Annotated in this window: 22 protein-coding genes; 16 read left to right on the forward strand and 6 right to left on the reverse strand. The window is 42.8% G+C overall.

Annotated features, from left to right (window positions below):
- Positions 1 to 41 precede the first annotated feature (41 nt).
- The 16 genes from wcaK to wzzB all read left to right on the forward strand — a co-directional run bounded on the left by wcaK (position 42) and on the right by wzzB (position 21,000).
- On the forward strand, positions 42 to 1,322 hold the full coding sequence (gene wcaK, locus DT73_RS21700) for a colanic acid biosynthesis pyruvyl transferase WcaK (RefSeq protein WP_036115088.1): 1,281 nt from the start codon (positions 42 to 44) through the stop codon (positions 1,320 to 1,322).
- A 3-nt stretch (positions 1,323 to 1,325) separates the two neighbouring features.
- The gene (gene wcaL, locus DT73_RS21705) at positions 1,326 to 2,546 is read left to right on the forward strand and encodes a colanic acid biosynthesis glycosyltransferase WcaL (RefSeq protein ID WP_036115091.1); all 1,221 of its coding nucleotides are present in this window, start codon (positions 1,326 to 1,328) and stop codon (positions 2,544 to 2,546) included.
- A 17-nt stretch (positions 2,547 to 2,563) separates the two neighbouring features.
- The gene (gene wcaM, locus DT73_RS21710) at positions 2,564 to 3,967 is read left to right on the forward strand and encodes a colanic acid biosynthesis protein WcaM (protein ID WP_036115094.1); all 1,404 of its coding nucleotides are present in this window, start codon (positions 2,564 to 2,566) and stop codon (positions 3,965 to 3,967) included.
- 194 nt (positions 3,968 to 4,161) lie between these two features.
- Positions 4,162 to 5,061, forward strand: coding sequence for a UTP--glucose-1-phosphate uridylyltransferase GalF (gene galF / locus DT73_RS21715; RefSeq protein WP_036115325.1), 900 nt, complete (start codon positions 4,162 to 4,164; stop codon positions 5,059 to 5,061).
- A 274-nt stretch (positions 5,062 to 5,335) separates the two neighbouring features.
- The gene (locus tag DT73_RS21720; RefSeq protein ID WP_036115097.1) at positions 5,336 to 6,733 is read left to right on the forward strand and encodes a mannose-1-phosphate guanylyltransferase/mannose-6-phosphate isomerase; all 1,398 of its coding nucleotides are present in this window, start codon (positions 5,336 to 5,338) and stop codon (positions 6,731 to 6,733) included.
- Positions 6,734 to 8,125 (forward strand): phosphomannomutase/phosphoglucomutase, encoded by a 1,392-nt coding sequence (locus DT73_RS21725; protein ID WP_036115099.1) that lies wholly within the window; start codon positions 6,734 to 6,736, stop codon positions 8,123 to 8,125. It abuts the gene before it with no gap.
- A gap of 36 nt (positions 8,126 to 8,161) precedes the next feature.
- Positions 8,162 to 9,481 (forward strand): O-antigen ligase, encoded by a 1,320-nt coding sequence (locus tag DT73_RS21730; RefSeq protein ID WP_036115101.1) that lies wholly within the window; start codon positions 8,162 to 8,164, stop codon positions 9,479 to 9,481.
- Positions 9,478 to 10,617, forward strand: a complete 1,140-nt coding sequence (locus DT73_RS21735) for a glycosyltransferase (protein WP_036115103.1) — start codon at positions 9,478 to 9,480, stop codon at positions 10,615 to 10,617. The genes DT73_RS21730 and DT73_RS21735 overlap by 4 nt, the downstream gene beginning before the upstream one ends.
- Positions 10,610 to 11,761 (forward strand): glycosyltransferase family 4 protein, encoded by a 1,152-nt coding sequence (locus tag DT73_RS21740; RefSeq protein ID WP_036115106.1) that lies wholly within the window; start codon positions 10,610 to 10,612, stop codon positions 11,759 to 11,761. The genes DT73_RS21735 and DT73_RS21740 overlap by 8 nt, the downstream gene beginning before the upstream one ends.
- Positions 11,762 to 11,768: 7 nt before the next feature.
- Positions 11,769 to 13,262, forward strand: a complete 1,494-nt coding sequence (murJ, locus tag DT73_RS21745) for a murein biosynthesis integral membrane protein MurJ (protein ID WP_036115108.1) — start codon at positions 11,769 to 11,771, stop codon at positions 13,260 to 13,262.
- 10 nt (positions 13,263 to 13,272) lie between these two features.
- Positions 13,273 to 14,472 carry a glycosyltransferase gene (locus DT73_RS21750; RefSeq protein ID WP_036115111.1) on the forward strand — a complete coding sequence of 400 codons (1,200 nt, stop codon included), beginning with the start codon at positions 13,273 to 13,275 and terminating at the stop codon, positions 14,470 to 14,472.
- On the forward strand, positions 14,450 to 15,631 hold the full coding sequence (locus DT73_RS21755) for a glycosyltransferase family 4 protein (RefSeq protein WP_235234573.1): 1,182 nt from the start codon (positions 14,450 to 14,452) through the stop codon (positions 15,629 to 15,631). The genes DT73_RS21750 and DT73_RS21755 overlap by 23 nt, the downstream gene beginning before the upstream one ends.
- Before the next feature lie 45 nt (positions 15,632 to 15,676).
- Positions 15,677 to 17,113 carry an undecaprenyl-phosphate galactose phosphotransferase WbaP gene (wbaP, locus tag DT73_RS21760; protein WP_036115114.1) on the forward strand — a complete coding sequence of 479 codons (1,437 nt, stop codon included), beginning with the start codon at positions 15,677 to 15,679 and terminating at the stop codon, positions 17,111 to 17,113.
- A gap of 16 nt (positions 17,114 to 17,129) precedes the next feature.
- Complete coding sequence (locus DT73_RS21765) at positions 17,130 to 18,296, forward strand: nucleotide sugar dehydrogenase (protein WP_036115115.1); 1,167 nt, start codon at positions 17,130 to 17,132, stop codon at positions 18,294 to 18,296.
- Positions 18,297 to 18,418: 122 nt separating this feature from the next.
- On the forward strand, positions 18,419 to 19,828 hold the full coding sequence (gndA, locus tag DT73_RS21770) for an NADP-dependent phosphogluconate dehydrogenase (RefSeq protein WP_036115118.1): 1,410 nt from the start codon (positions 18,419 to 18,421) through the stop codon (positions 19,826 to 19,828).
- Positions 19,829 to 20,034: 206 nt separating this feature from the next.
- Positions 20,035 to 21,000: an LPS O-antigen chain length determinant protein WzzB gene (wzzB, locus tag DT73_RS21775; protein ID WP_036115121.1), complete on the forward strand. Its 966-nt coding sequence runs from the start codon at positions 20,035 to 20,037 to the stop codon at positions 20,998 to 21,000.
- A 37-nt stretch (positions 21,001 to 21,037) separates the two neighbouring features.
- Here wzzB and DT73_RS21780 read toward each other — a convergent pair whose 3' ends face one another.
- The 6 genes from DT73_RS21780 to DT73_RS21805 form a co-directional block, all read right to left on the reverse strand.
- Positions 21,038 to 22,018, reverse strand: a complete 981-nt coding sequence (locus DT73_RS21780) for an acyltransferase family protein (protein ID WP_036115124.1) — start codon at positions 22,016 to 22,018, stop codon at positions 21,038 to 21,040.
- A 139-nt stretch (positions 22,019 to 22,157) separates the two neighbouring features.
- A complete protein-coding gene (gene rfbC, locus DT73_RS21785) occupies positions 22,158 to 22,706 on the reverse strand; it encodes a dTDP-4-dehydrorhamnose 3,5-epimerase (RefSeq protein WP_036115127.1) in 549 nt (182 codons plus the stop codon).
- 11 nt (positions 22,707 to 22,717) lie between these two features.
- Positions 22,718 to 23,608: a dTDP-4-dehydrorhamnose reductase gene (rfbD, locus tag DT73_RS21790; RefSeq protein ID WP_036115131.1), complete on the reverse strand. Its 891-nt coding sequence runs from the start codon at positions 23,606 to 23,608 to the stop codon at positions 22,718 to 22,720.
- Positions 23,609 to 23,635: 27 nt separating this feature from the next.
- Positions 23,636 to 24,502, reverse strand: a complete 867-nt coding sequence (gene rfbA, locus DT73_RS21795; RefSeq protein ID WP_036115133.1) for a glucose-1-phosphate thymidylyltransferase RfbA — start codon at positions 24,500 to 24,502, stop codon at positions 23,636 to 23,638.
- Positions 24,503 to 24,517: 15 nt separating this feature from the next.
- Positions 24,518 to 25,582 (reverse strand): dTDP-glucose 4,6-dehydratase, encoded by a 1,065-nt coding sequence (gene rfbB / locus DT73_RS21800; protein ID WP_036115136.1) that lies wholly within the window; start codon positions 25,580 to 25,582, stop codon positions 24,518 to 24,520.
- Positions 25,583 to 25,886: 304 nt separating this feature from the next.
- A complete protein-coding gene (locus DT73_RS21805; RefSeq protein ID WP_036115139.1) occupies positions 25,887 to 26,915 on the reverse strand; it encodes a glycosyltransferase in 1,029 nt (342 codons plus the stop codon).
- Positions 26,916 to 26,956: the final 41 nt, after the last annotated feature.

A 26,956-nucleotide genomic window follows, 5' to 3' on the forward strand; every position in this document is an offset into this window, starting at 1 on the left:
CACCCCGATGCTGAACGGAAGAACCCCATTAAGAGGTCTGTATGAAATTACTGATTCTTGGCAATCACACCTGCGGCAACCGTGGCGACAGTGCCATTTTACGTGGCCTTATCGATGCCATTGCCACCATTGCGCCCCAGGCCGATGTGGATGTCATGAGCCGTTACCCTGTCAGTTCCGCATGGTTGCTGGACAGGCCAGTAATGGGCGACCCACTGTACAAACAAATGAAACAACACCTGAACGCCAGCGGCCTGGTAGGGCGGGTGAAGAAAGTATTGCGCCGCCGTTACCAGCACCAGGTGTTACTGGCAAAAGTGACCAACACCGGGCGTATGCGCAACATCACGCTGCCGCGCGGGTTTACCGATTTTGTTGGCGCGCTTAAAGAGTACGACGCCATTATTCAGGTGGGCGGCTCATTCTTTGTCGATTTGTACGGTGTTCCCCAGTTTGAACACGCGCTGTGCAGCCTGATGGCGAAAAAGCCCGTGTATATGATTGGGCACAGTGTGGGCCCGTTCCAGGACCCGCAGTTCAACCAACTGGCAAGCTATGTGTTCGGCCACTGTGACGCACTGATTTTGCGTGAATCCGTTAGCCTGGATCTGATGAAGCAAAGCAACATAGATACCCGCAAAGTGGAAGCCGGGGTGGACACCGCCTGGCTGGTGGACCACCAGGTTGACAACTTTGCCCCCAGTTACGCGGTGCAGCACTGGCTGGATACCATCGCCAAAAAGCCCACAGTTGCCGTAACGCTGCGTGAACTGGCCCCGTTCGACAAACGCCTGGGCACCACCCAGCAAGCCTACGAGCAGGCGTTCGCCACTGTGGTAAACCGCATTATTGACCAGGGCTACCAGGTGGTGGCGTTGTCTACCTGTACCGGTATCGACAGTTACAACAAAGACGACCGCATGGTGGCGCTGAAACTGGCGGCTTATGTGAACCAGCCAGAAAACTACCATGTGGTTATGGATGAACTGAACGACCTGGAAATGGGCAAAATCCTTGCTGCCTGTTCACTGACGGTGGGCACACGCCTGCACTCCGCCATTATCTCCATGAACTTTGGCACACCGGCGATTGCCATCAACTACGAACACAAATCCGCCGGCATTATGCAGCAACTGGGCCTGCCAGAAATGGCCATAGACATTCGCCAGTTGCTGGATGGCTCACTGGCCGGGTTAGTGGCCGATACCCTGGGCCAGCTCGATTCCCTGAATGCCCGTCTTAAACCGGCAGTGGATGCCGAACGCGCCAGTGGCATGGCCATGGTGAAAAGCGTCATTGACCGGGTGCTGGAGGCCAAATAAGCCATGAAAGTTTGCTTTTTTCTGCTGAAGTTTCCCCTTGCTTCGGAAACTTTTGTACTCAACCAAATCGTCGCCTTTATTGAAATGGGCTACGAGGTAGAAATTGTCTCCCTGGCGAAGGGAGACACCAAAAACACCCACGCCGCTTACACCCAGTACAACCTGGCGGCGAAAACCCACTACCTGCTGGATGAACCCGAAGGGCGCGGAGCCAAAATGAAATACCGGCTGTCGCAAACCCTGAAAGGCCTGGGGCGAGCCAGCACCTGGCGGGCGCTGAACATGAAGCGCTACGGCAACGAGGCCCGCAACCTGATTTTGTCTGCAGTGTGCGGTGGCTTGCCTGAACCCGTCACAGCCGATGTATTTATCGCCCACTTTGGCCCGGCGGGTGTCAGTGCCGCCAAGCTGCGTGAACTGGGTGCGCTGCGCGGCAAAATCGCCACCGTGTTCCACGGCATTGATATTTCCCACCGTGAAGTGCTGCAACATTACACCCCGGAATACCAGCAACTGTTTAACCGTGGCGACATGATGCTGCCTATCAGTGAGCTGTGGGCCAGCCGCCTGAAAGATATGGGCTGCCCGCCAGACAAAATCACGGTTTCCCGCATGGGCGTGGATATGGAGAAATTCTCCCGCCGCCCACTGAAAGTACCCGGCACGCCGTTATCTATTGTTTCTGTGGCCCGGCTTACAGAGAAAAAAGGGCTGCACGTTGCCATTGAAGCCTGCCGCATTCTGAAAGCGCGCGGTGTGCCGTTTCGCTACCACATTTTGGGCATTGGCCCGTGGGAACGCCGCCTGAAAACCCTGATTGAACAATTCCAGCTGGACGACCAGGTCTTTATGCCCGGGTTTAAACCCAGCCATGAAGTGAAAGCCATGCTGGATGAAGCAGACTTGTTTTTATTGCCATCCGTGACCGGCGCGGACGGCGACATGGAAGGGATCCCGGTGGCATTAATGGAAGCTATGGCAGTGGGGATACCGGTGGTATCTACCCTGCACAGCGGCATTCCTGAACTGATTGAATCCGGTGAATCTGGCTGGCTGGTGCCAGAGCACGATGCCGAAGCCCTGGCCGACAGGCTGCAGGCCTTTGCCCATGTAGGTGAAGAGGAGTTGCGGCCGGTACTGGCCCGCGCCCGTGCCAAAGTGGAAGGTGAGTTTAACCAGCAGCGTATTTACCGCCAGCTCGCCGACCTGCTTCAAACGCTGTAAACCGAAACTGAGGATTTATGCCTGTACTTAAATCAACGCTTTCCCGCCGCCGGTTAATCCAGACCGGCGCAGCACTGGCTTCCTTACCGCTACTTTCCCGTTATGCCCGCGCCGCGGGCCCGTCTACTGTGAGTGTCAAAAACTTCTACCAGAGCAACTGGCCAGAGGCCTTTAAACAGGCATTCGCCGCGGCAGATGTAGTGGAAGTGCCGGCCGGGCTCACCTGCGACGGCTTCAACAGCGCGGTGTTTATCCCCGCCAATAAAAAGCTGTTAGTGAGCGGTGAAATTAAAGGCAATGGCAAAGGCCGGTTTGTGTTGCAGGATGGCTGCCATGTAACAGGGCAAAACGGCGGGCATTTGCACAATATTATTCTGGATGTGCGTGGCTCGGGTAACAAAATCACCGGCCTGGAAATGACCGGCTTCGGCCCGGTAATGCAGATTTATATTGGCGGGCGTAACCCCGGCAAGATGAGTGACCTCACCATAGATAACCTGCATGTTCACCACGCCAACTACGCCATTCTGCGCCAGGGGTTCCATAACCAGATGACAGGCGTGCGCATTACCAACTGCCGGTTTAACGACTTGCAGGGTGATGCCGTGGAATGGAATGTTGCGATTAACGACAGCGATATTCTGATTTCCGACCATGTTATCGACAACATTAATTGCACCAACGGCAAAATTAACTGGGGCATTGGCATTGGGCTTGCGGGCAGTACCTACGACAACAACTACCCGGAAAGCCAAACGGTAAAACGCTTTGTAGTGGCGAATATTACCGGCAGTAACTGCCGCCAGTTAGTGCATGTGGAAAACGGCAAACACTTTGTGATTCGCAATGTGAAAGCGCGCAACATCAGCCCGTTGTTCAGCCGCAAAGCGGGGATTGATAACGCCACCGTCGCTATTTATGGTTGTGATGATTTTGTGATAGATAACATAGATATGGTGAATAGCGCAGGTATGCTGATTGGTTACGGTACTGTGCGCGGCAAGTATTTATCTATTCCACAGAATTTCAAACTGAATGACGTGCGGCTGGATAACCGCCAGGCAAAACTTCCGCTGCGCGGCATTCAAATTTCTTCCGGCAACGATACTTCGTTTGTGGCGATCACCAACCTGAATATTCAGCAGGCCGGGATTGAATTGCATAACAAGCCACAGCACCTGTTTTTGCGCGATATCAACGTGGTTCGCGACCGGGCAGACGGCCCGGCATTAAAATTGCATTTCGATTTACGTAAAGATGTGCGCGGGCACTTTTCAGCACGGGAAGACACGCTGTTATCTATGGCGAACGTGCATGCGGTAGATACCCATGGCAGCGCTTCGGTGGATATCGACCGTATCGACCAGGTGCATGTAAACACCAAACAGCTGAATTTTGCACTACCGCGCCGCGGAGCATAGCCGTTTTTGAAAATTTGGCATACGTAAGCTGACAACTGGTTATGCCCTGTACGGATAATGCTGAAAAGCAAATTTTTCAATTTATTTCGATTGTGCCGGGCGCTAAGATGGCGAGCCAGGCACTGTTAACAAAACGTGCTGGCGCGAGAGTGCCAAAGGACTATAATTCCTCAACCAGTGAGGTGGGAGTGAACATGAGTAATTTGAAGGCCGTTATTCCGGTAGCCGGTTTGGGAATGGCAATGCTGCCAGCCACCAAGGCAATTCCTAAAGAAATGCTACCCATCGTCGACAAACCCATGATTCAGTACATTGTCGATGAAATTGTGGCCGCAGGGATCAAAGAGATTGTTCTGGTTACCCATTCCTCTAAGAATGCCGTAGAAAACCACTTCGATACTTCCTATGAGCTTGAAGCCCTGCTGGAACAGCGTGTTAAACGCCAGTTGCTTGCTGAAGTTCAGTCTATTTGCCCGCCAGGCGTAACGATTATGAACGTTCGCCAGGCGCAGCCGCTTGGGCTGGGCCACTCCATTATGTGTGCACACCCAACCATTGGCGACAACCCGTTTGTGGTGGTTCTGCCAGACGTAGTGATTGATAACGCCAGTGCAGACCCGTTGCGCTACAACCTTGCTGCCATGATTGCCCGCTTCAATGAGCACGGCCGCAGCCAGGTGCTGGCGAAACGTATGGACGGCGATTTATCGCAGTATTCCATTATCAAAACCGAAGAGCCGCTGGAAAACGAAGGTAAAGTTAGCCGTATTGTGGACTTTATCGAGAAGCCAGACGAACCCCAGGTAATGGAATCAGACCTGATGGCCGTTGGCCGCTATGTGCTCTCTGCAGATATCTGGCCGATTCTGGCTCGCACACAACCCGGTGCCTGGGGCCGTATCCAGCTTACCGACGCCATTGCCGAACTGAACCAAACCCAGCCAGTTGAAGCCACCCTGATGACAGGCGAAAGCTACGACTGCGGCAAAAAAATGGGTTACATGCAGGCGTTTGTGAACTACGGCCTGCGTAACCTGAAAGAAGGGCAGAAGTTCCGTAAGAGCATTGAGAAGATGTTGGAAGCGAATGGCTGATTGCCAACTCAACTGATGCAGTAAATTGAAGAGACTACCTTGATGCTTTCAGGGTGGTCTTTTTCTCTTATATAACACCAATAAAATTTATCTTCAGATTCCAGGACGGACTCTGCTTTATGCCCTAATCTACATGGCGTGACCTCAACCTGTATGGAAGCTGCGGTTACGCTGCCAATTTGCGCCTGTTGCTTCTGGTAGCGTAAGCCAGGGGCGGTAGCGTGCCTTTTTTACACACAAGCCAGTCTTGATTGAAGAAAGCAGGAGAAGAAGGATGTTACTTCCAGTTGTCATGGCAGGGGGAACAGGAAGTCGGTTATGGCCGATGTCCCGAGAATTGCAGCCCAAGCAATTTCTGTCATTTCACCAGGGGGGGTCGATGTTACAGAACACGATTTCCCGCCTTGAGGGGTTAGCCGTAGAGGATCCTATTGTTATCTGTAATGAAGATCACCGGTTCCTGGTCGCTGAACAACTCAGGCAACTGAATAAGCTGGCTGGTAATATTATTCTTGAGCCCGTCGGTCGTAACACGGCACCTGCAATTACCCTTGCTGCATTACATGCTATACGCACGGGTGATGATCCTATTCTTCTGGTACTGGCAGCCGATCATTTGATTGCGGATGAAGATACTTTTCACTCTGTTATCCGTAATTCCATTCCGTTTGCTGAGCAAGGAAAACTGGTTACGTTTGGTATTGTTCCGGGGCAGCCAGAAACCGGTTATGGCTATATTCAGCGCGGAGATATGCAGCAAGTAGGGGAATCAACAGCCTGGAAAATCAAACGCTTTGTTGAAAAGCCAGATTTAGCTACTGCGCAGGCATACCTTGATAGTGGTGAATACTTGTGGAATAGCGGAATGTTTATGTTCCGGGCTTCAGTCTACCTCAAAGAAGTGAGTGCATATTGTCCGGAAATTCTGGACGCCTGCCGAAGTGCAATGATGCAGCCTGTCAGTGATTTAGACTTTATCAAACTCAATAAAGACGTATTTTCAAAATGCCCATCTAATTCCATCGATTATGCAGTGATGGAACATACTCAGGCGGGTATTGTTGCTGCCATGGATGCTGGCTGGAATGATGTAGGGTCATGGTCCGCACTGTGGGAAACCTCTGATCATGATAACAATGGGAACGCACTTACCGGGGATGTCTTTGCCCACAATACGCGAGATTGTTATATCCGCAGTGAGGACAAATTAACGGCGACATTGGGCGTCAGCGATTTGGTGATAGTGAACACGAAGGACGCATTGCTTGTCTCGAATAAAGACAGTGTTCAGGACGTAAAAGTGGTTGTTGAATACCTGAAATCGCAGTCGCGCAGCGAATTCCGGGAGCACCCAACACGGTATTTACCATGGGGGCATGTTGAAACTCTGGTGATGAATACACGTTATAAGGTCAATCGCATCACAATTATTCCCGGCGGAGAACTTTCCTTACAGTTACATCACCACAGGCTTGAGCACTGGGTCGTGCTGGCAGGCACAGCTTCCATTCTGGTAGATAACAATGCGTTTTTCCTTACAGAGAATGAATCAACAACTATTCCCGTAGGTAAGAAACATAAGCTCTCAAATCCTGGGAAAATTGACCTGGAAGTTTTAGAAATCCAGTTTGGCAGTTATTTAGGTGAAGATGATGTTCAAAGGATTCAGTAAATGGACAACAAACAAGAACAAAAATTAACATGTTTTAAAGCCTATGATATCCGTGGGAAATTAGGTACTGAGCTTAATGAAGATATAGCATGGCGCATTGGCCGTGCTTACGCGCAATGCCTGAAACCGAAAAAGGTAGTGTTAGGGGGCGATGTACGCGAAACCAGTGAGTCGCTCAAAATGGCGCTTGCCCGGGGCCTGATGGATGCTGGTTGTGATATCTTCGATATCGGTTTGTCGGGTACAGAAGAAATCTATTTTGCAACCTTTCACCTGGAAATGGATGGCGGTATTGAAGTAACGGCGAGTCATAATCCTATTAACTACAATGGGATGAAATTGGTTCGCCAGGGAGCTCAACCAATCAGTGGTGATACGGGGCTGCATGAAATTCAACGCCTTGCACAAGAGAATAACTTCTCTACTGATGCGAGTATCAAACCCGGGCAGTATACAAAAATTGATTTGTTGAATGATTACGTGGATCACTTACTGGGGTATGTGAACCTTGATAACTTCAGGCATAAACCCCTCAAACTTGTTATCAACTCTGGTAATGGTGCTGCCGGACATGTAGTTGATGAACTGGAAAAACGTTTCGCTGATGCAAAACTGCCAGTGCAACTGATTAAAATTCACAATAACCCAGATGGTTCTTTCCCACACGGTATTCCCAACCCACTGTTGCCAGAATCTCGGCAAGATACTGCGAACGCTGTATTAGCCAACAACGCAGATATGGGAATCGCTTTTGACGGCGACTTTGACCGCTGTTTTTTATTTGATGAAAACGCCAACTTTGTTGAAGGGTATTATATTGTTGGTTTATTAGCCGAAGCCTTTCTGCGTAAACAAAAAGGTGAGAAGGTCATTCATGATCCCCGCCTGGTGTGGAATACCATTGATATAGTTACAGAGAGTGGTGGCGTTCCCGTTATGTCAAAAACGGGGCATGCGTTCATCAAAGAGAGAATGCGCAAAGAAAATGCAGTCTACGGCGGTGAAATGAGCGCCCATCACTATTTCCGTGATTTTGCTTACTGTGATAGTGGGATGATCCCCTGGATGTTGGTTGCTGAATTACTCATGACAACCGGGAAAACGCTGGGAGATTTGGTGAAAGCGCGAATTGAGAAATTCCCTGTTTCTGGTGAAATCAACCGCAAGGTAACCAATGCGGTACAGCTGATTGCCAAAATTGAACAGCAGTATTTACCCCATGCCGTTTCAGTTGATTACACTGATGGGTTGAGCCTTACATTTGAACAATGGCGTTTTAACCTGCGGACATCCAATACTGAGCCTTTACTTCGTCTTAATGTTGAGACAAAAGGCGATTATGCGTTGATGGAGAGCAAGCGGGATGAGTTGCTTCTGTTGATTAATAGTTAATGAATTTAACTAGTGAAACCTCACAGGTAAATATAAATGATTGAAGTTTTGTTAGGGATATTAGGCGCGATTATTTTCTTTTTGTGCCTTGCTCTACCTTTACAGCATCGGTTGCTTCTGGTGCTGGTTTGCACAGTTCCTCAGTTGTATTTGGTACAACTGGGTGGGTCTGATGTCCCACTTGCATTTCTTCTTCCTGCACTCTTATTACCAGAGTTTTTTAAAAGTGCCAATGTCTTTCTTGCGAAACCAACAAGCATTTCACTGCTATTATTAATTGGTATTAGTACGGTGAGTTTGTATTGGTCAGTAGAAAAATCAATGGGAATAAGAGATATTGCATATTATATTGAGTTTATTATTATCAGTAGCTCTGTGTACTGTCTCGCCAGTAATAATAGAGAAGCATTGTATGAAATCATCAATATAATGTTATTCGCTGTTTGCCTACAGGCTGTAACAATAATAATGTTCAGGCTTGATGAACAGTTGGAGTTATCAATAGTTCTTTCACCCATCAGTAATTATCTAATGGGGCCTAATGTTCTTAGTGGTCTGTTAAATGGTGTCAGGAATAACTTCTACGATCCTGTGAAGGCTGGTGGGGTACTATTTGTTAATGCTAATGCAGCAGCCTGCTATGTCGGTGTATGTGCATTTATGGCATGGGGGATTTTTAAAGTCCATAAATCGAAAATTTCACTGTTAATGGCTCTCTTTTTGTGGGTCTCTGTTTTCTTTACCGGATCAAAAGCAGGTGTTTTATTCGCTGTATTAATACCACTTTTTATTTTTTACTTAAAGTTAAATAAAAATAGTAGATTAGTTGTTACTTTGGCTGGTGGGAGTTTTGCTTTATTACTCATTATGGTTGCGGTTGTTGCTGGTATTGCGGAACAACATGGTTTTCTGCACCAATCAACGGAAACCGCTGAAACTCGTTATCAGATATGGAGCTACGCCCTGGGGGAATTTATTAAAAACCCTATTATGGGGCAAGGGTTTGGTGGCTGGGAAGCGGATTACAGTAAGCACACAGACTATTTTCTCCCTCCTCATAACACACTGATTTACTTATGGTCCAAATCCGGTGTGTTGGCATCACTTATGGGGGCTGCATTTATGCTGGCTTGCGTAAAAGTCGCCTTGCGAGCTATTTCAACCATAGCTAACGAAGAACAGAAAAACATAGGTTATACACTTCTTATGGTGCTGTTGTGGCAGTTTGCTCATGGTTTCGGTGAAAACTTTGGGTTAATTGGTGAACAACATCAAATGATAGCTTTAGCTGTCATGCTTGGTTTGGGTATAGCGGGTAATACGCCAATACGGAAGTACGATAAGGAAATAAAATGAAAACAGTAGGTATATTCCGTAATCAGTTATTCAAGGGATCTGAAGTTTTTATACAGCAACAGGCTGAGTCAATTCAGGCTTATAACAAGTGCTATATTGGTCGGAAGATTATCGGTACGCCGGTTAAAGACACGCCGAGTTATGTTCTTAATCGTAATGGCTCTGTGACTGAACGTTTTTCAGAAGCGTATAATGCGCTAACGACATCAGCTGCACCATATGATACTCCACTAAAAAATACTCCTGCGTTAGATCTGATCCATGCGCATTTTGCTATTGATGGTGTGTATGCGCTTGCTTTAGCAAAACGTGTAAAAGTACCATTGATTACAACGCTGCATGGCTTCGATGTTACTGTGACAGCAAAAGACCTCCTTGCTTCGCGCTCACCTGCATGGATAAATTATCTGTTCCGCCAGAATGCGTTAAAGCAGCAAGGCGACAAGTTTATTTGCGTATCAAATTTTATTGCTGAGCAGGCACTAAAAAATGGTTTCCCTGAGAATAAACTGATTCAGCATTATATCGGTATTGATACTGATAAATACCAGCAGAGAGATGAGTCTGAAGATACCGGTATCATATTGCATGTTGCTCGTCTGGTTGAAAAGAAAGGCACTTCGGTACTGTTGAAGGCTCTACACCAGATAAAAAAGAGCGAGAAAGATGCTCAACTGGTCATTGTAGGGGATGGTCCTTTATTACCACAGTTGAAAGCACAAGTGACCGCTTTAGATCTTGAAGCCAATGTTCGGTTTGTTGGTGCTATTCCCCATGCAGAGGTAATGCAATGGATGCGTAAGGCAAGTATGCTGGTTTTACCCAGCTTAACGGCTAAAACGGGCGATGCAGAAGGGTTGGGAATGGTGTTATTGGAAGCTGCAGTAACAGGAGTACCTGTTATTGGCACCAATCATGGTGGTATACCAGAAGTAGTACTAGATGCAAAGACGGGTTTTCTGGTTGAAGAAAATAACAGTAATGAACTAGCTGAGAGAATGCTAACTTTGGTACGTGATGCCGGGTTGAAACGTACATTTGGTAGCAATGGAAGGGAAAGAGTTCGGCAGCATTTTAATATTAATATTCAGACAAAAAAATTAGAGAAAATCTATAAGGATATGATTAATGAGTAATGAAATAATCATATTCTCTCGCTCGCTTCCTTTTCATCATTTAGGTGGTATGGAAGTTGTTGCCTGGGATCTGGCTGTTGAGTTAGGTAAGAGTGGTTATAAAGTCACTGTTGTGACAACCGAACTGAAAACTGAACCAGTAAAAGAGAATTCATCGTATCCTGATGTTATTACATTAAAAAACATACCGATAGCTGAATATTCAACCGGGTGGTGGAAAGAGACAGAACAACTTATCTCTGGCTGGCCTGAGAAAGAAAATGTTAGAGCAGTGATAAGTATTAGTGCAGGTGCATTTAGTTGTTTGAAGTACAAGAATGACTTTCCAAATGCCAAGTTTATAATGCAGGCGCATGGCACGTCAGTTGGTGAGATATTATCAAAAATAAAAACCGGTAAAATTAAAAAAATTCTTTCTTGTATTAAAAATATAAAAGGATTCTACGGGGACGCCAGACACTACAAGCATTTTGACTGGATTGTGGCTGTAGGTGATGCGGTATTTAATGATTTGACAAGCTTTCCAACGAATCAAATCTGTAACAGCAATAATGTTATTAAGATTGAAAATGGTATTGATCAAGCCCTTTTTAGCGATGATGTGCTCCTAAAAGAGCAACTGAGAGAGGAGTTGTGTATCCCACAGGATGCTCTTGTATTCCTTTCGGCATCGCGGCTGCATGAGCAAAAAGGCGTAGATAATAATATTCAGCTATTCAAGAAAATGCAGGAAATACATAATAACGTTAAGTATATTGTTTGTGGCGATGGCCCATATGAAAATAATTTACGCAACGATGTTGCACGTTTGGCTTTGAGTGGTGATGTTATTTTTGCTGGTTCGAAAACAAGGCCTGAACTTGCAAAATTGATGCAATGTGCAGATGCATTTCTCTTTTTGACAAAGCGAGTAGAGGGGTTGCCATTAAACCTGCTAGAGGCAATGAGTGCAGGTTTGCCAATTATTATATCTGATCACTTATATTTCGATGCAAACAGAAAAATTTTTAAGTGTAGTCCTTATAAAGCTGAAGCTGAACCGGTATTAAAATTTCTGAATGAATCAGGAAGAAGAGAGAGTTATATACCACAGAGAAACACGCTTAAGTTTTCTGTCGAAAGTTACATTTCGCTCTTTAGATGATAATTAAATGAAAAAAGCAATTGGTCAGATACTTAGTGGTAACATGTTATCAAAAGCGCTAGGGTTACTCCGTGAAATTTTGATGGCAAAATTTTTTGGTACTGGAGATATTAATGGTGCCTACAGAATAGCGCAAACAGGTACGCTGGTTCCTATTAATTTTATGACCAGTGATAGTTTGAACTCTGCTTTAATCCCATTATATAAAAAATATCTTGTAGAAAATGAACAGCTTGCATTAACATTCAAGTTTTGCATGTTTGTTTTTTTTACCACGATTTCTTTTTTACTACTCTTTGTTCTATATTTTCATTCGGAGTATTGGGTGAAAGTAATGGCCCCAGGCCTTGGGGAACAGTCATTTTCTATGGCTGTGCATTTATTAAAATTAATGGCTCTTTGCTGCCCATTCTATTTCATATCAGCTTTGCTCAATTATATATCGATGGCTCATGGCGATTATAAGCCAATGTCTATGCGGGCATCAGTGCAAAATATTGGAATGGTTATTGGTGTTTTATGTGCATTTTACTATGACAATTTTTTATATCTGGCCTGGGGGTTTACAGGAAGCTATGTTTTTTTCTGTGTATGGATATTCTTTAGAGCGAGAAAAAGTAGTGTATTAATTTTACCTAAAGTAATACGTCTATCAGAAGTTAAGCTTGTAATGAATAGCTTTTGGATTACATTGCGACCTTTGTTATTACTTCCGTTAATACTTCAAGGTAATATAACTTTAGAGCGTGCGTTGGCCTCACTTATAAATATAGATGTGGTTTCCGCGCTTGACTACGCCAAGTTTATAACAGACACTGTGGTTTTCATTTTGTCTGTTCCTATTGCTTTCGCTGGTCTCTCTGAATGGCCTTCTCAATCACTTGATATTATCCGAAAAAAAATATCAAAATTATATTGTTGGTTGGCTCTGCTTGTCATTAATATGTCTTTTTTTATTTTTTTCTATGCGCGTGATTTAGTGATTTTTCTATTTATGCGTGGACAGTTTAATGAAACATCGGTTGTTGTTACAACTCATATTGTACAAGGTATGGCTATTGGTTTGTGGGCGCAGGTTGTTGGTTACATATTTATAAAAGCATTAAGCTCGCATCTGAAAAATAAACAAGTTTTAGTAGTAATGGCTATTGCACTATTGAGTAATGCATTGGTTAATTTAGCTTCGTATAAGTATTGGGGGGCATTTGGTTTAGGGCTTGGGAACTCTATATACGGAATAGCGATGATGCTTCTCAGTTCTTGGTATTTAAAAATATCTAATGTATTGCTCCCCACTATTCTAAAGGTTTTTTCTGGGATTATTCTGTATGTGCTTCTTTGTTATTCGATAGGGGATGTATTTAGTCACTTTAACACATCTGTAGCTCGTTTAATTGCTCATGGAGTGGTCTTTTTTGTTTTTGCTTTTTTGTGGGCTATGTTATTCCCTTTATATAGGAATGGAGTCGTTTCCCTGATAACCAAAAAAGGACTGAGATAAATATACTTACATGAATAGAAAAAAAGAAATTAAAGATATCGTTGTTTTATCAACAGCAGACTGGGATAACCCTTTTTGGACGAATAAACAACATGTTACTCTGGAACTGGCTAAACGTGGGCACCGGGTGCTTTATATTGAATCTCTGGGGCTGCGCAGACCCAGTGTTAATAAAAAGGATCTATCGCGTATTTTTCGGCGTTTAATTAAAGCAGTAAAAGCTCCGCGTAAGGTTAGAGATAATATCTGGGTGTGGTCACCTATTTCTATCCCATTTAATAATTACGCGTTCGTGCGTAAATTGAATAAATTTATCTTAACTACGGCACTAAATTTTTGGTGCTGGCGGCTTGGGTTTAGTAATAAAACATTGTGGACATACAATCCACTTACAACACGCTTTCTGGCATTGAAAAATTTTATTTATACAGTTTACCACTGTGTGGATGAAATTAAAGCACAGCCAGGAATGCCAGTGGATATCCTGCAAGAAGCGGAAGAAGATTTAGTACGCAATGCGGATATTAACTTTGTTACATCATTGACATTACTTAAAACACGTAAGCAATGGAGTGACGAAGTCTATTATTTTTCCAACGTAGCAGATTACAACCACTTCTCTAAGGCACTTGAGGCAGATACGGTCATTCCAGCAGACCTTGCGGAAATAGCAGAGCCACGAATTGGTTTTATTGGTGCCATTAGTGGTTATAAAGTGAATTTTTCGCTGGTCGAAGAGATTGCTGTCGCGCACCCGGAATGGTCAATTGTAATGATTGGGGATGTAGGGGAAGGGGATCCTAATACGGATGCTTCACAACTAACCCGGCACAATAATATCCACCTGATTGGGGCCAGATCTTACCAGGATTTACCGGGGTACCTTAAAGGGTTCGCCGCAACATTGCTGCCGAATAATTTGAACGAGTACACAGCATCAATGTTTCCTATGAAGTTTTTTGAGTATCTTGCCGCAGGTAAGCCAGTTGTCAGTGTAGACTTGCCTTCTCTTTGTGATGTCAAAGACTATGCCCGGATAGGCCATACACCAGAAGAATTTATAGCTGCACTTGAAGATATCACTTCCGGAAAGCGTATCTCTGTTGAGCAATGCCAGGAGCTGGCACAGCAATATACCTATCAGTCCCGCACAGAAAAAATGTTTAATTTGATTAATGAGAAACGTAATGAAAGTCGCGATCGTACATGAGTGGTTCAGTTCTTATGCGGGCTCCGAGAAGGTGGTTGAACAATTTTTGAACTGTTACCCGGATGCAGATCTTTTCGCAGTCTGTGATTTCTTAACACCCGAAGAGCGTGGCTTTCTGAAAAACAAGCCAGTGACCACAACATTTATTCAGCGCCTTCCGAAGGCTGCCAAAAAGTTCCAAAGCTATTTACCCCTGATGCCACTTGCTATTGAGCAACTGGATATGTCTGCTTATGATGTCGTTATCTCCAGCAGCCATGCTGTTTCTAAAGGGGTTATTACTGGCCCTGACCAGATTCATATATCGTATGTTCATTCTCCAATTCGCTATGCCTGGGATTTTCAGCACCAATACTTGCGTGAAGCAGGTTTGAGCAAAGGCCTGAAAGGGTGGGTGGCAAAATATTTGCTGCATAAAATTCGTATTTGGGATTATCGTACTGCTGCGGGAGTTAACCACTTTATTGGTAACTCACAGTTTATTGCCCGCCGAATCAACAAGGTGTATGGGCGAAAAGCCGATGTTATCTACCCGCCAGTGAATACAGATAAGTTTGAATATAATGACCAGAAAGAGGATTTCTACCTGGCAGCGTGCCGCATGGTACCCTACAAACGAGTTGATCTTATTGTGAGCGCTTTTGCCAAAATGCCGGATAAAAAACTGGTAGTGATTGGCGATGGTTCTGAAATGGAAAAGATCAAAAAGCTCGCAACACCAAATGTAACGCTTTTGGGGTACCAGGATGATGCTTCACTTGTTGATTACATGAAACGTGCGAAGGCCTATGTTTTTGCTGCTGAGGAAGACTTTGGAATTTCTCCTGTAGAAGCACAAGCCAGTGGAACCCCAGTGATTACTTATGGCAAAGGTGGCTGCCTGGAAACGGTGAAGCCGCTGGGTAGTGAAAAACCAACAGGTGTGTTTTTCTTTGAGCAAACGGCCGATGCAATATGCGAAGCCGTTAATGCTTTTGAAACATATAGTAACGTGATTAACCCGGCAGATTGTCGGGAACATGCACTAACCTTTTCTGAACAACGGTTCCGTACTGAGATCCAGAATTTTGTGGAAACGGCCTGGCATGACTTCTCAGATGGACTAATTAATACCCAGGCTAAAAACACACAGAACATGTACGTTAATTCGGGAAAGTAGACAGCATCAGGCACGAGTCTCCTTGTTCGTGCCAGGGAACAATCAATGAAAAGTAGCCAATTTAACGACCATAAGAGAGAGTTTATTTGCCGCAGCGCACTAATGTTGTCAGATTTTATCTGGTTAAATATTGCTCTGGGCCTCTCGTTTTTAACCGTGGTTCTGTTCCTCGGCGATCTCAATACCTTTATGCCGATGATTCAAATTGATGTGCGGATCCTCTCGCATGTTATTCTGACTACTCTGTGTGTGCTTTGGTTTTGGGTTCGTCTTCGCCACTACGCGCAGAAAAAACCATTTTGGTCTGAGTTAAAAGAAACTCTCAGAACCATCGTTATTTTTTCAATATTCGACCTTGCCCTGGTTGCATTCTCTAAATGGCATTTTTCCCGTTATGTATGGGCTTATTGCTGGGTGTATGCAATTATTTTAGTTCCTCTCTTCAGGGAGGTGACTAAACATATTTTAGATAAAATGGGGTACTGGAAGAAACGCACAGTTATACTGGGCGCTGGAAAAAACGCACGTGATGCATATTATGCACTACAAAGTGAAGAAGCATCGGGGTTTAAAATTGATGCCTTTTGTGATGTGGATTCTGAATTGACCGAGTTAGAGGAACGGCCTGTTATTCGTGATCCTGAACAACTGTTGGTTCGGTTTAATTCGTATTCCACTCAATTTGTTATTGCCTGTGATTTTGATGAAAAAGAGAAGTTTGAAAACTGGTTGCGTTTTCTTGCGAAACACAAATGCAGAAATGTGACGATTATTCCTTCACTACGTGGCTTTCCTCTATATGGCACAAGTATGTCATTTATTTTCAGTCATGAAGTATTACTGCTACAAGTGCATAATAACCTGTCGAAGAATTCTTCCAGAGTAATTAAGCGTACTTTTGACATTATCTGCACTCTGGGGATTATGGCTGTGGCATCGCCGCTTTTCTTATATCTGTGGTACAAAGTGTCGCGTGATGGTGGGCCAGCAATTTATGCTCATAGCCGTATAGGCCGGCGTGGCAAGGCATTTAACTGCTATAAATTCCGTTCTATGGTTATGAATTCCAAAGAAGTTCTTGAAGAACTCTTGGAGAATGACCCCGCAGCACGCGAAGAATGGGATAAAGATTTTAAGCTAAAAGATGACCCGCGTATAACACCTATTGGCCGTTTTATCCGCAAAACTAGTTTAGATGAATTGCCTCAGTTATTTAATGTACTTAAAGGCGAAATGAGTTTGGTTGGCCCCCGGCCCGTAATCCAGGAAGAGCTGGAACGCTATTCTGACGATGTCGATTACTATTTGATGGTTAAACCAGGTATGACCGGACTTTGGCAGGTGAGTGGGCGTAATGATGTTGATTATACGACCAGGGTTTATTTTGATTCGTGGTATGTAAAAAACTGGTCACTGTGGAATGATATTGTCATTTTGTTTAAGACTGTCAGTGTTGTCTTATTCAGAAAAGGTGCGTATTGAGTTTTAAGAGATAGTTATGAAAATCACAATTGCAGGTACTGGCTACGTTGGCCTCTCAAACGGCATTTTAATTTCGCAGCACCATCAAGTTGTTGCGCTGGATATTGTTGAGCAAAAGGTAAATCTGCTGAATCAAAAGCAGTCTCCTATTGCGGATAAAGAAATACAGGAATACCTGAGTAATAAAGCATTAAATTTTACCGCGACAACTGATAAAGAAACTGCTTACAAAGGCGCGGATTTTGTCATCATTGCCACGCCAACAGATTACGACCCGGTCACCAACTACTTCAACACCAGTAGCGTTGAGTCTGTTATCAAGGATGTACTACAGTTCAATCCGGATGCGGTGATGGTCATTAAATCCACAATTCCGGTTGGTTTTACTGAAGAGGCCAAACAACGTTTTGGCACGAATAACCTCATCTTCTCACCAGAATTCCTGCGCGAGGGTAAAGCGTTGTACGACAACCTTTACCCGTCGCGCATTGTTATTGGCGAGCGCTCACAACGAGCAGAGACTTTTGCCGGGCTGTTGGTTGAAGGGGCAATTAAAAAAGATGCGCCGGTGCTGTATACCGATGCCACAGAGGCAGAAGCCATTAAGCTGTTTGCCAACACCTATCTTGCAATGAGGGTGGCATATTTTAATGAGCTGGACAGCTATGCAGAATCAATGGGGCTGAATTCTCGCCAAATCATAGAGGGAGTAGGGCTGGACCCGCGTATTGGCAGCCACTACAACAACCCGTCTTTTGGCTATGGTGGTTATTGCTTACCAAAAGATACCAAGCAACTGCTGGCAAACTACGATTCTGTGCCGAACAACCTGATTAGTGCAATTGTAGATGCCAACCGTACCCGTAAAGACTTTATTGCTGATTCTATTATTGCCCGTAATCCTAAGGTGGTGGGTGTGTATCGCCTTATCATGAAGAGTGGTTCTGATAATTTCCGGGCATCGTCTATTCAGGGCATCATGAAGCGTATTAAGGCCAAAGGTATTCCTGTGATTGTTTACGAGCCAGAGCTCAAAGAACCAGCGTTCTTTAACTCGCAGGTAGTGAACGACCTTGCGGCTTTCAAGCAACAATCCGATGTCATTGTGAGCAACCGTATGTCGGCAGAGCTCAGCGATGTTATGGATAAAGTTTATACAAGAGATTTATTTGGTAACGATTGAACGACTACTGCCGTAAGGTAAGCGCACCAAAGGCTATCCACAAGCGGCAGGCTTGAGTTAACATCATAGATACATTCAGCTGCATTGCACCGCAGTGATTATCCCCAAGACAGGAGTTTGTAATGTCCAAACAACAAATCGGCGTGGTCGGTATGGCCGTTATGGGGCGCAACCTGGCGCTCAACATTGAAAGCCGTGGTTATACCGTCTCCGTTTTCAACCGCTCACGTGAAAAAACTGAGGAAGTGATTGCCCAGAACCCGGGTAAAAAACTGGCACCTTATTACACCGTGCAAGAGTTCGTTGAATCTCTGGAAACTCCGCGTCGTATCCTGTTGATGGTTAAAGCTGGCGCTGGCACAGATGCGGCTATCGAATCTTTGAAACCGTTCCTTGATAAAGGCGACATCATTATTGATGGCGGTAACACCTTCTTCCAGGACACCATTCGCCGTAACCGTGAACTGTCTGCTGAAGGCTTTAACTTCATTGGTACTGGTGTGTCTGGTGGTGAAGAAGGCGCGCTGAAAGGCCCTTCCATCATGCCTGGCGGCCAGAAAGAAGCCTATGAGCTGGTAGCACCTATTCTGACCAAAATTGCTGCTGTAGCCGAAGATGGTGAGCCTTGCGTTACCTATATTGGTGCAGACGGCGCTGGTCACTATGTGAAAATGGTTCACAACGGTATTGAATACGGCGATATGCAGCTGATTGCTGAAGCCTATTCACTGCTGAAACAGGGCCTGAACCTGTCTAACGAAGAGCTGGCCACCACCTTTACTGAGTGGAACAAAGGCGAGCTGAGCAGCTACCTGATTGATATCACCAAAGATATCTTCACCAAAAAAGATGAAGACGGTAACTACCTGGTAGATGTCATTCTGGATGAAGCAGCAAACAAAGGTACCGGTAAATGGACCAGCCAGAGCTCTCTGGACCTGGGCGAACCGCTGTCTCTTATCACTGAATCTGTATTTGCCCGTTACATCTCTTCCCTGAAAGAACAGCGTGTAGCTGCTTCTAAAGTGTTGAGTGGCCCGCAGGCGAAAACCTTCAGTGGCGATAAAGCAGAATTCGCAGAGAAAGTTCGCCGTGCTCTGTATTTGGGTAAAATCGTTTCTTATGCTCAGGGTTTCTCTCAGTTGCGTGCGGCTTCTGAAGAATACAACTGGGATCTGAATTACGGGGAAATCGCGAAAATTTTCCGTGCTGGCTGCATTATTCGCGCCCAGTTCCTGCAGAAAATTACCGATGCCTACGAACAGAACCCGTCTATTGCTAACCTGCTTCTGGCGCCTTACTTCAAAAAAGCAGCAGACGACTACCAGCAGGCGCTGCGCGATGTAGTGGCTTACGCAGTGCAGAACGGTATTCCAACCCCAACTTTCTCTGCAGCAATTGCTTACTACGACAGCTACCGTGCAGAAGTACTGCCAGCTAACCTGATTCAGGCTCAGCGTGATTACTTTGGCGCACACACCTACAAACGTATTGATAAAGACGGCATCTTCCACACCGAATGGCTGGATTAATCCGCACCAGGTAATACGTTTTACTGATAAGCCCGGTTTGCCGGGCTTTTTTGCAGGCATAATCTATAAATCATATCTACACTGTTATCTGTTGTTTATTTTCAGTATTTTCCTGATGGATTCTTTAAATTAATCGGTGTTTACTGTGCAGTTCTGAAGGATCTCACCCATAGAAATTGGTGTTTTTTTAAGCGAGCTGAAAAGCAATGATGAGCAAAGATACAAATGCAGTTCCCGGCAGTAATGAGCGAACACAATCTGAGCAGATTGATTTAATCGATATCATCCAGCAGTTATGGGCAGGGAAAAAAATCATTTCCCTTTTTGTTGTCATCTGCCTGATTTTAGGGGCTACCTATGCCTTTACTGCACAAGAAAAATGGTCATCAACTGCTATCGTGACTCTTCCAGATTCCGGGCAGGTATCAGCTTATACTCAGGCAGAAAATGTGTTGTATCCGAACACTCCTTCTTTAGCTGGTGACATTCAATCAAGTTTTTTTAATCGTTTTCAGGGCGGGTTAGCCGCTAAATCTCTGCAATTACAGAATCAGGACAAAAGTGAGATTTTAACCAGTGAACCCTTATCTAAAGAAAGACCCGATCAGTTGAAAATAATGTATACAGGTAATACACCTCAAGAAGCAGAATTAAAATTAACAGAATATCTTAAGACTATAGATAGAAATATTGTCACTGATATTGGTGGCGATCTGGACGCAAATATCAATGCCAGAAAAAGAGAATTACAAGCATCGATAAGTTCATTAGAAAAAGTAGCGCAAGAGAAAAAAAATGATCATCTGAAAGTCTTAAATCAAGCTCTTGCTATTGCAAAGCAGTCTCAAATTGTAAAACCATCACTGGATAATTCATCTGTTACGACAAATGATACTCTCTTTGCATTAGGTAGTGATGCCTTATCAGCTATGATTCAAAACTATAATGATGCTCCATTGCCTCATAATGTAGATTATTATAGTACTGTACAGAATCTATTAGCAGTACAGTCTTTAGATGATGATAAACGGGTTATATCAACATTCCGCTATATAATGAAACCAACTCTCCCTGTTAGAAAAGACAGCCCTAAGAGATTAGTGATTTTAGTGTTATCTATACTAATCGGTGGGGCTCTTGGGGCTGGGGTTGTTCTTTTGAAAAGGAAATAGGTCAGATAAATAACAACACACATCTGTGTGTTGTTATTTAGAAAGCTTTTTTTATTAATGTAAGAATGATTTTGTTTTTTTCAAAGTTAGATGCTTCATAACATTTAATTCCTTTAGCGAACAGATAGCAGATGGCTATTGTGATAGCTACTTTAAATTCTGGAGTTTTGATTGAGTTACCTATGATGCTAATGATTATATATTGATGGATATACATAATTAGCATTGATCTTTCGCCAAAAACACTAATCAGGTCATTGCAAGAATATGTTGTTTTTGAAATTTTTATTATTAGACTAGTAGCACACAAAGATATGATTATCCCTACGATAGGGAAGCCAAAGAATGAATACTTCATGTCGAGTTTTAATGTCGAAGGATAGAGGTAATTAGTAAGCACTGAAAATAAAAGAATAGATATACATAGTAATGAGTTAAAATTGGCTATTTTATTTCTTAACATATACCCAAACCAAATCAAAGGCACGGCAAATAGACAAACTGCCGTATCGAATGGTGTAGATACCCTGAAGAAATAAGAATCCAGATAAGCTAGTATTAGCATGCTAGTAATAACAACATATTGGCTTATTCTCGACGTTTTAGAAATTAAAAATGAAAATATTTGTTGGCTTATGAAAAATACAGGAATAAACCAGAAAACACTTTGCCATCCACTTAGTAACGGACCGCCATAAATATTTTTATACGTAATATCTCTCATTGAAACTAAAGAAAAGTTGCCTGTGTCGATTAGTTTTATAAACTCGAATGAAATAAAAATTAAAGTGAAAACAATGTAGGGAATGAAGAACTTTAATGCTTTGTGTGAAAAGTATTTCCTAAATGTGTTTTTATTTGAGTATAGCATTCCAGATAAGATGAAAAAGAATGGCATGTGAAATAGGAAGATTGTTGATGTCACTACACCGCCAACAATATGACCAGTAATCACAAAAAGCATTGCGATACCTTTGGTATTAGTGATCCACTGTATATTTTTATTATTTGTTTCCATTTGCACTCACTCTGGTTATCAACGCTAATGCCATATGAAGTTTAATATATAACGGAACTAACTTATCACTTAAATTTATGCATTACCACCCACTGAAGTTTAATTTCCCAGTGGGTATAAGTTATATAAATGCAGAAACTCAATCAAATAGATATGATTCAGAAAAACTTTTTCCTTGTTTATCTTTCTGAGAAAGTATTGGATGTTCCCCTTCAGGTATAGGCCATGTAATGCCAATTGCCTCATCGTTCCACGCAAGAGTATGCTCATGCTTTGGATTATAATAATCTGTGCATTTATAGACAAACTCTGCGTCATTCGATATCACATAAAATCCATGAGCAAAGCCTTCAGGGATCCATAGCTGTCGCTTGTTCTCTTCTGATAGTAAAACACCTGTCCACTTACCGAATGTTGGTGATGACTTTCTCATGTCAACAGCAACATCGAATACTTCACCTCGAATTACACGAACGAGTTTTCCTTGTGTATTAACTGATTGGTAATGTAATCCACGAAGAATATTTTTCTCTGACCTGGATTGATTATCCTGAACAAAATTAACATCACAAACAAAGTTTGAAAATTTATCTTGTTGCCAGGTTTCCATAAAAAAACCACGCTCGTCACCAAAAACAACGGGCTCAATGATTTTTACATCAGGTATTTCAGTATCAATAATATTCATTTTTTAACTCTTTATTTTCCTAACACTTCAGTAATGACACGCTCAACGCCATTTTGCCATTCGGGCAAGGTCACACCGAATGTACTCTGGAATTTCATGTTTGAAAGACGAGAATTAAGAGGCCGTTTTGCCGGTGTTGGGTAATCTGAGGTTGGGATTCCATTTACTGATTTGATTGTTAATTCGGTATCTAAACTTTTAGCAATATTGAAAACGTAGTTTGCATAGTCGAACCAGGATGTAACTCCACTGGCGACCAGATGATAAGTTCCTGACACTTTTTGATTTTCTTTTTCTTCACGTATTGCAATTGCTGTACAATCAGCAAGTAATTCAGCACTTGTCGGCGCACCAAATTGATCATTGATAATAGAAAGTATTTCTTTTTGAGTTGCAAGACGTAACATTGTCTTGGCAAAATTTTGCCCGCGAGTTGCATAAACCCAACTGGTACGTAAGATCAAATGTCTTGGATTGTTCTTTCTAATGGCTATTTCACCAGCTAACTTTGTTTCACCATAAACATTCAGTGGCGCAGTTTTTTCATCTTCGGTTCTGAAGTGGTTTCCTGAACCATCAAAAACGTAATCTGTTGAATAATGAACAATCAGAGCACCAAGTCGTGCTGACTCTCTGGCTAGAACCTCAACTCCTTGTTCATTTAACAGTTTTGATAGTGCTATCTCTTCTTCAGCTTTATCTACAGCTGTATGTGCAGCAGCGTTAACAACAACATCAGGTTTTACTGTTCTTACTGTTTGTGCTATACCATCTAAATTGCATAAATCACCACAAGGTGACTTATCAAAGAAGTCAACAGCAACTACCTCACCCAATGTTGATAGTGAGCGCTGTAACTCCCAGCCTACCTGACCATTCTTACCAACAAGCAATATTTTCATATTTAAAACTCTTCAAAGAAACAATAATTACTCTTTTACCAACATGTTCAGATAGCGACCATAATCAGTTTTACTGAATCTTTCTGCCTGTCGTATTACATCTTCTGTTGTCATCCAATTGTTGCGGAAAGCAATCTCTTCCAAGCAGGCAACCTTCATTCCTTGTCTTTTCTCGATCGTATTAATGAATTGAGATGCTTCAATCAAACTATCATGTGTACCTGTATCCAGCCAGGCAAACCCGCGCCCTAACACTTCTACAGATAACTTTCCTGAATCCATATACATTTGATTGAGACTGGTTATTTCAAGCTCCCCGCGTGCAGAAGGTTGCACATTTTTTGCCAGTTCTACAACTTCATTATCGTAAAAGTATAATCCAGTTATTGCCCAGTTAGATTTCGGGAGAGATGGCTTTTCTTCAATAGAAAGTGCATTGAAATTTTTATCGAATTCTACGACACCAAATCTTTCAGGATCTAAAACCTGATAGCCAAAAACAGTTGCACCTGAAGGTTTATTAGCTGCAGATTCCAGTTTTTTACCAAAACTTTGGCCAAAGAAAATGTTATCCCCTAACACCAGGGCACAACTATCATTACCTATAAATTTTTCACCAATGATAAATGCCTGTGCTAGCCCATCTGGAGAGGGTTGGACAGCATATGAAAAATTAACACCAAACTGGGAACCATCCTTCAATAAACGTTGGAAAGAGGGCATATCTTCGGGGGTTGTTATGATCAAAATATCGCGGATTCCTGCCAGCATCAGAACGGATACTGGATAGTAGATCATTGGTTTATCGTAAATAGGCAGTAACTGTTTCGACACCCCTAATGTTAGTGGATATAAGCGTGTACCAGAGCCGCCAGCAAGGACAATACCTTTCATTTTTCGTAACCCCTGTTATTTTGAGAGACCAAGGCGTTCACCTGCATAGGAACCATCCATTACTCGCTCCCACCAATTATGGTTATTGAGATACCATGTGACCGTTTTCTCAATACCACTTTCAAATGTTTCCATTGGTACCCAGCCAAGAATATGTTGTATTTTCGTTGCATCAATAGCATATCTTTGGTCATGTCCAGGTCGGTCTGCAACGAACGTAATTAATTGTGAAAAGTTAGTAATGCCGTTTGGTTTCTCTACAATTAATTTATCTAAAATTGAACAAATTGTTTGCACAACTTCAATGTTTTTCCGTTCATTGTGACCTCCAATGTTGAAAGTTTCGCCTATTTTTCTGCTGGTTGCGACAAGATAAAGTGCTCTCGCATGATCTTCTACATATAACCAGTCTCTTATTTGCTCACCATTACCATAAACAGTTAATGGTTTTCCTGAAAGAGCATTAAGAATAGTGAGTGGAATTAATTTCTCTGGAAAATGGTATGGACCATAATTATTTGAGCAATTGGTCACAATGGTTGGAAGACCATAAGTTCTGTGCCAGGACCTGACAAGATGGTCACTGCTTGCTTTAGATGCTGAATAAGGACTGCTGGGTGAGTATGGCGTCTTTTCGGTGAAAAAATCATCAGTACCATGCAAATCACCATAAACTTCATCTGTTGAAATATGATGAAAACAAAATTCTGATTTTTTCGTATCGCTTAGTGAAATATAATGCTTTCTGGCGGATTCCAGTAAATTATAAGTACCCAATATATTAGTGTTTATGAAAGCTGATGGCCCGTCGATGGATCTGTCTACATGGCTTTCTGCAGCCAAATGCATAACGATATCGGGCTTGAAATTGTTGAATTCTTCATCCATCTGGGCGGCATCAGTGATATCCGCTCTTGAAAAAGAGTAGCGAGCATTTTCAGCTACAGAGGACAAAGATTCAAGATTGCCAGCATATGTCAAGCTATCAACAACATGTACTTGATCCTGGGTACTGCTAATGATGTGTCGGACCACTGCTGAGCCAATGAATCCGGCTCCGCCGGTAACTAGAATCTTCATGATTTATCTCATTTTATTTATGATGAATATAAACAATGGATAGCTTGTCGCCTCTTTGTTCGCCGCTTGCGGCGAACTGATTCACAACATGTAAACCATCTAAGGTATAAGCGCAACCAGTCAATGAGAGTAGTATAAAGGTAGTGGAGGCGTCTGATAAGTTAAACTATCTGTTTTTACGTGTTGTTTTTTCGTCGTGGGTGGCTTGTATAGGGCGAGTTATTGTCAAAACCTCCAGACTTGTGCGCTTTTTAAACAAAGGTTCTATACATTCATTTATATAAAACCTTTTCATACTCTTGTTTTAATTAGTAAAAAGATTTGTGATGTGTTTACCTATGAGTTCTTCCGTAATAGAAAAATCACATTTCTTATTAAAGATATATTTGGCTCGTTGAGACATGCTTGAAACCATATTATGGTCTTGTTCTATTTTCTCTAAAGCTACATTCCACTCATCAGGTGTGTTTTCGTAGATAAAATATCCAATACCTTCTTTCTCTATATCTATGTACCAATATGGGTTATATGTGGCAATAACAGGCCTACCTAATGAAATGGCCTCAATGAGTGAGGAAAGACCAACGCAATAGTCAATTTTTTCTTTTTTTAAAGGGATTATCATGCACTTGGTTGAACTAACTTTTTCTAGTAACTCTTTATATGGCCAGAAACCTTTATTTATTTTAATCTCTTCGTTTTTATTCTTGTATGTGTCTGGTAGTGAACGGTCACTTGTGTATATATCAATAATAACATTCGAATTGTCAATTGACTTGAATACGCATGGGAGATCTCTGTTTTCTCGTCCAGTAGAGATGATGTTTCCTGTGCATTCTTCTTTAGAAAAAGGGAAATAAAAATTCTTGTCTCCACCCCATGGAATGAAGTGACATTTTTCTTCACTGAAATGGTAATTAGCGATCATTTCCATTCTTGTTTTTTCAGAGAGGAAAAATAATCGATCTATGCTGCGGAGATATATTTTTAGTATTGGAAGAAATATAGAGTGTATTATTTTTTTAATTCGTCCATTCGGTTGACTGAATATGTCAAGATGTAGCCAGCCAGCAAATTTTGTTTTAAATAAAAAAAGCTTTGATAGAGCGTAAAAAGCAATTGTTTTGCGCTTGGTAAACGGCATAAAAAATAAATTTGGTTTAAATCGGAAAAATGCTATTAAATCAGTTAGTAATTTTCCTTCGCCTACTTTTATTTCATATCCCATTTTTTCCAGTTGTGAAATCCCATAAACAAATTGTGCTGGAATATCACCTTTTTTATAGCGCTTATATGCTGACGCTTTATCATTTACAAAAACAAATGCTTTCATTTATATTGTCATGCCTTTATTATGTTGACATTAAATATTGG

The sequence above is a fragment of the Mangrovibacter sp. MFB070 genome (assembly GCF_000705335.1).
GTDB classification, from domain to species: Bacteria; Pseudomonadota; Gammaproteobacteria; order Enterobacterales; family Enterobacteriaceae; genus Mangrovibacter; species Mangrovibacter plantisponsor.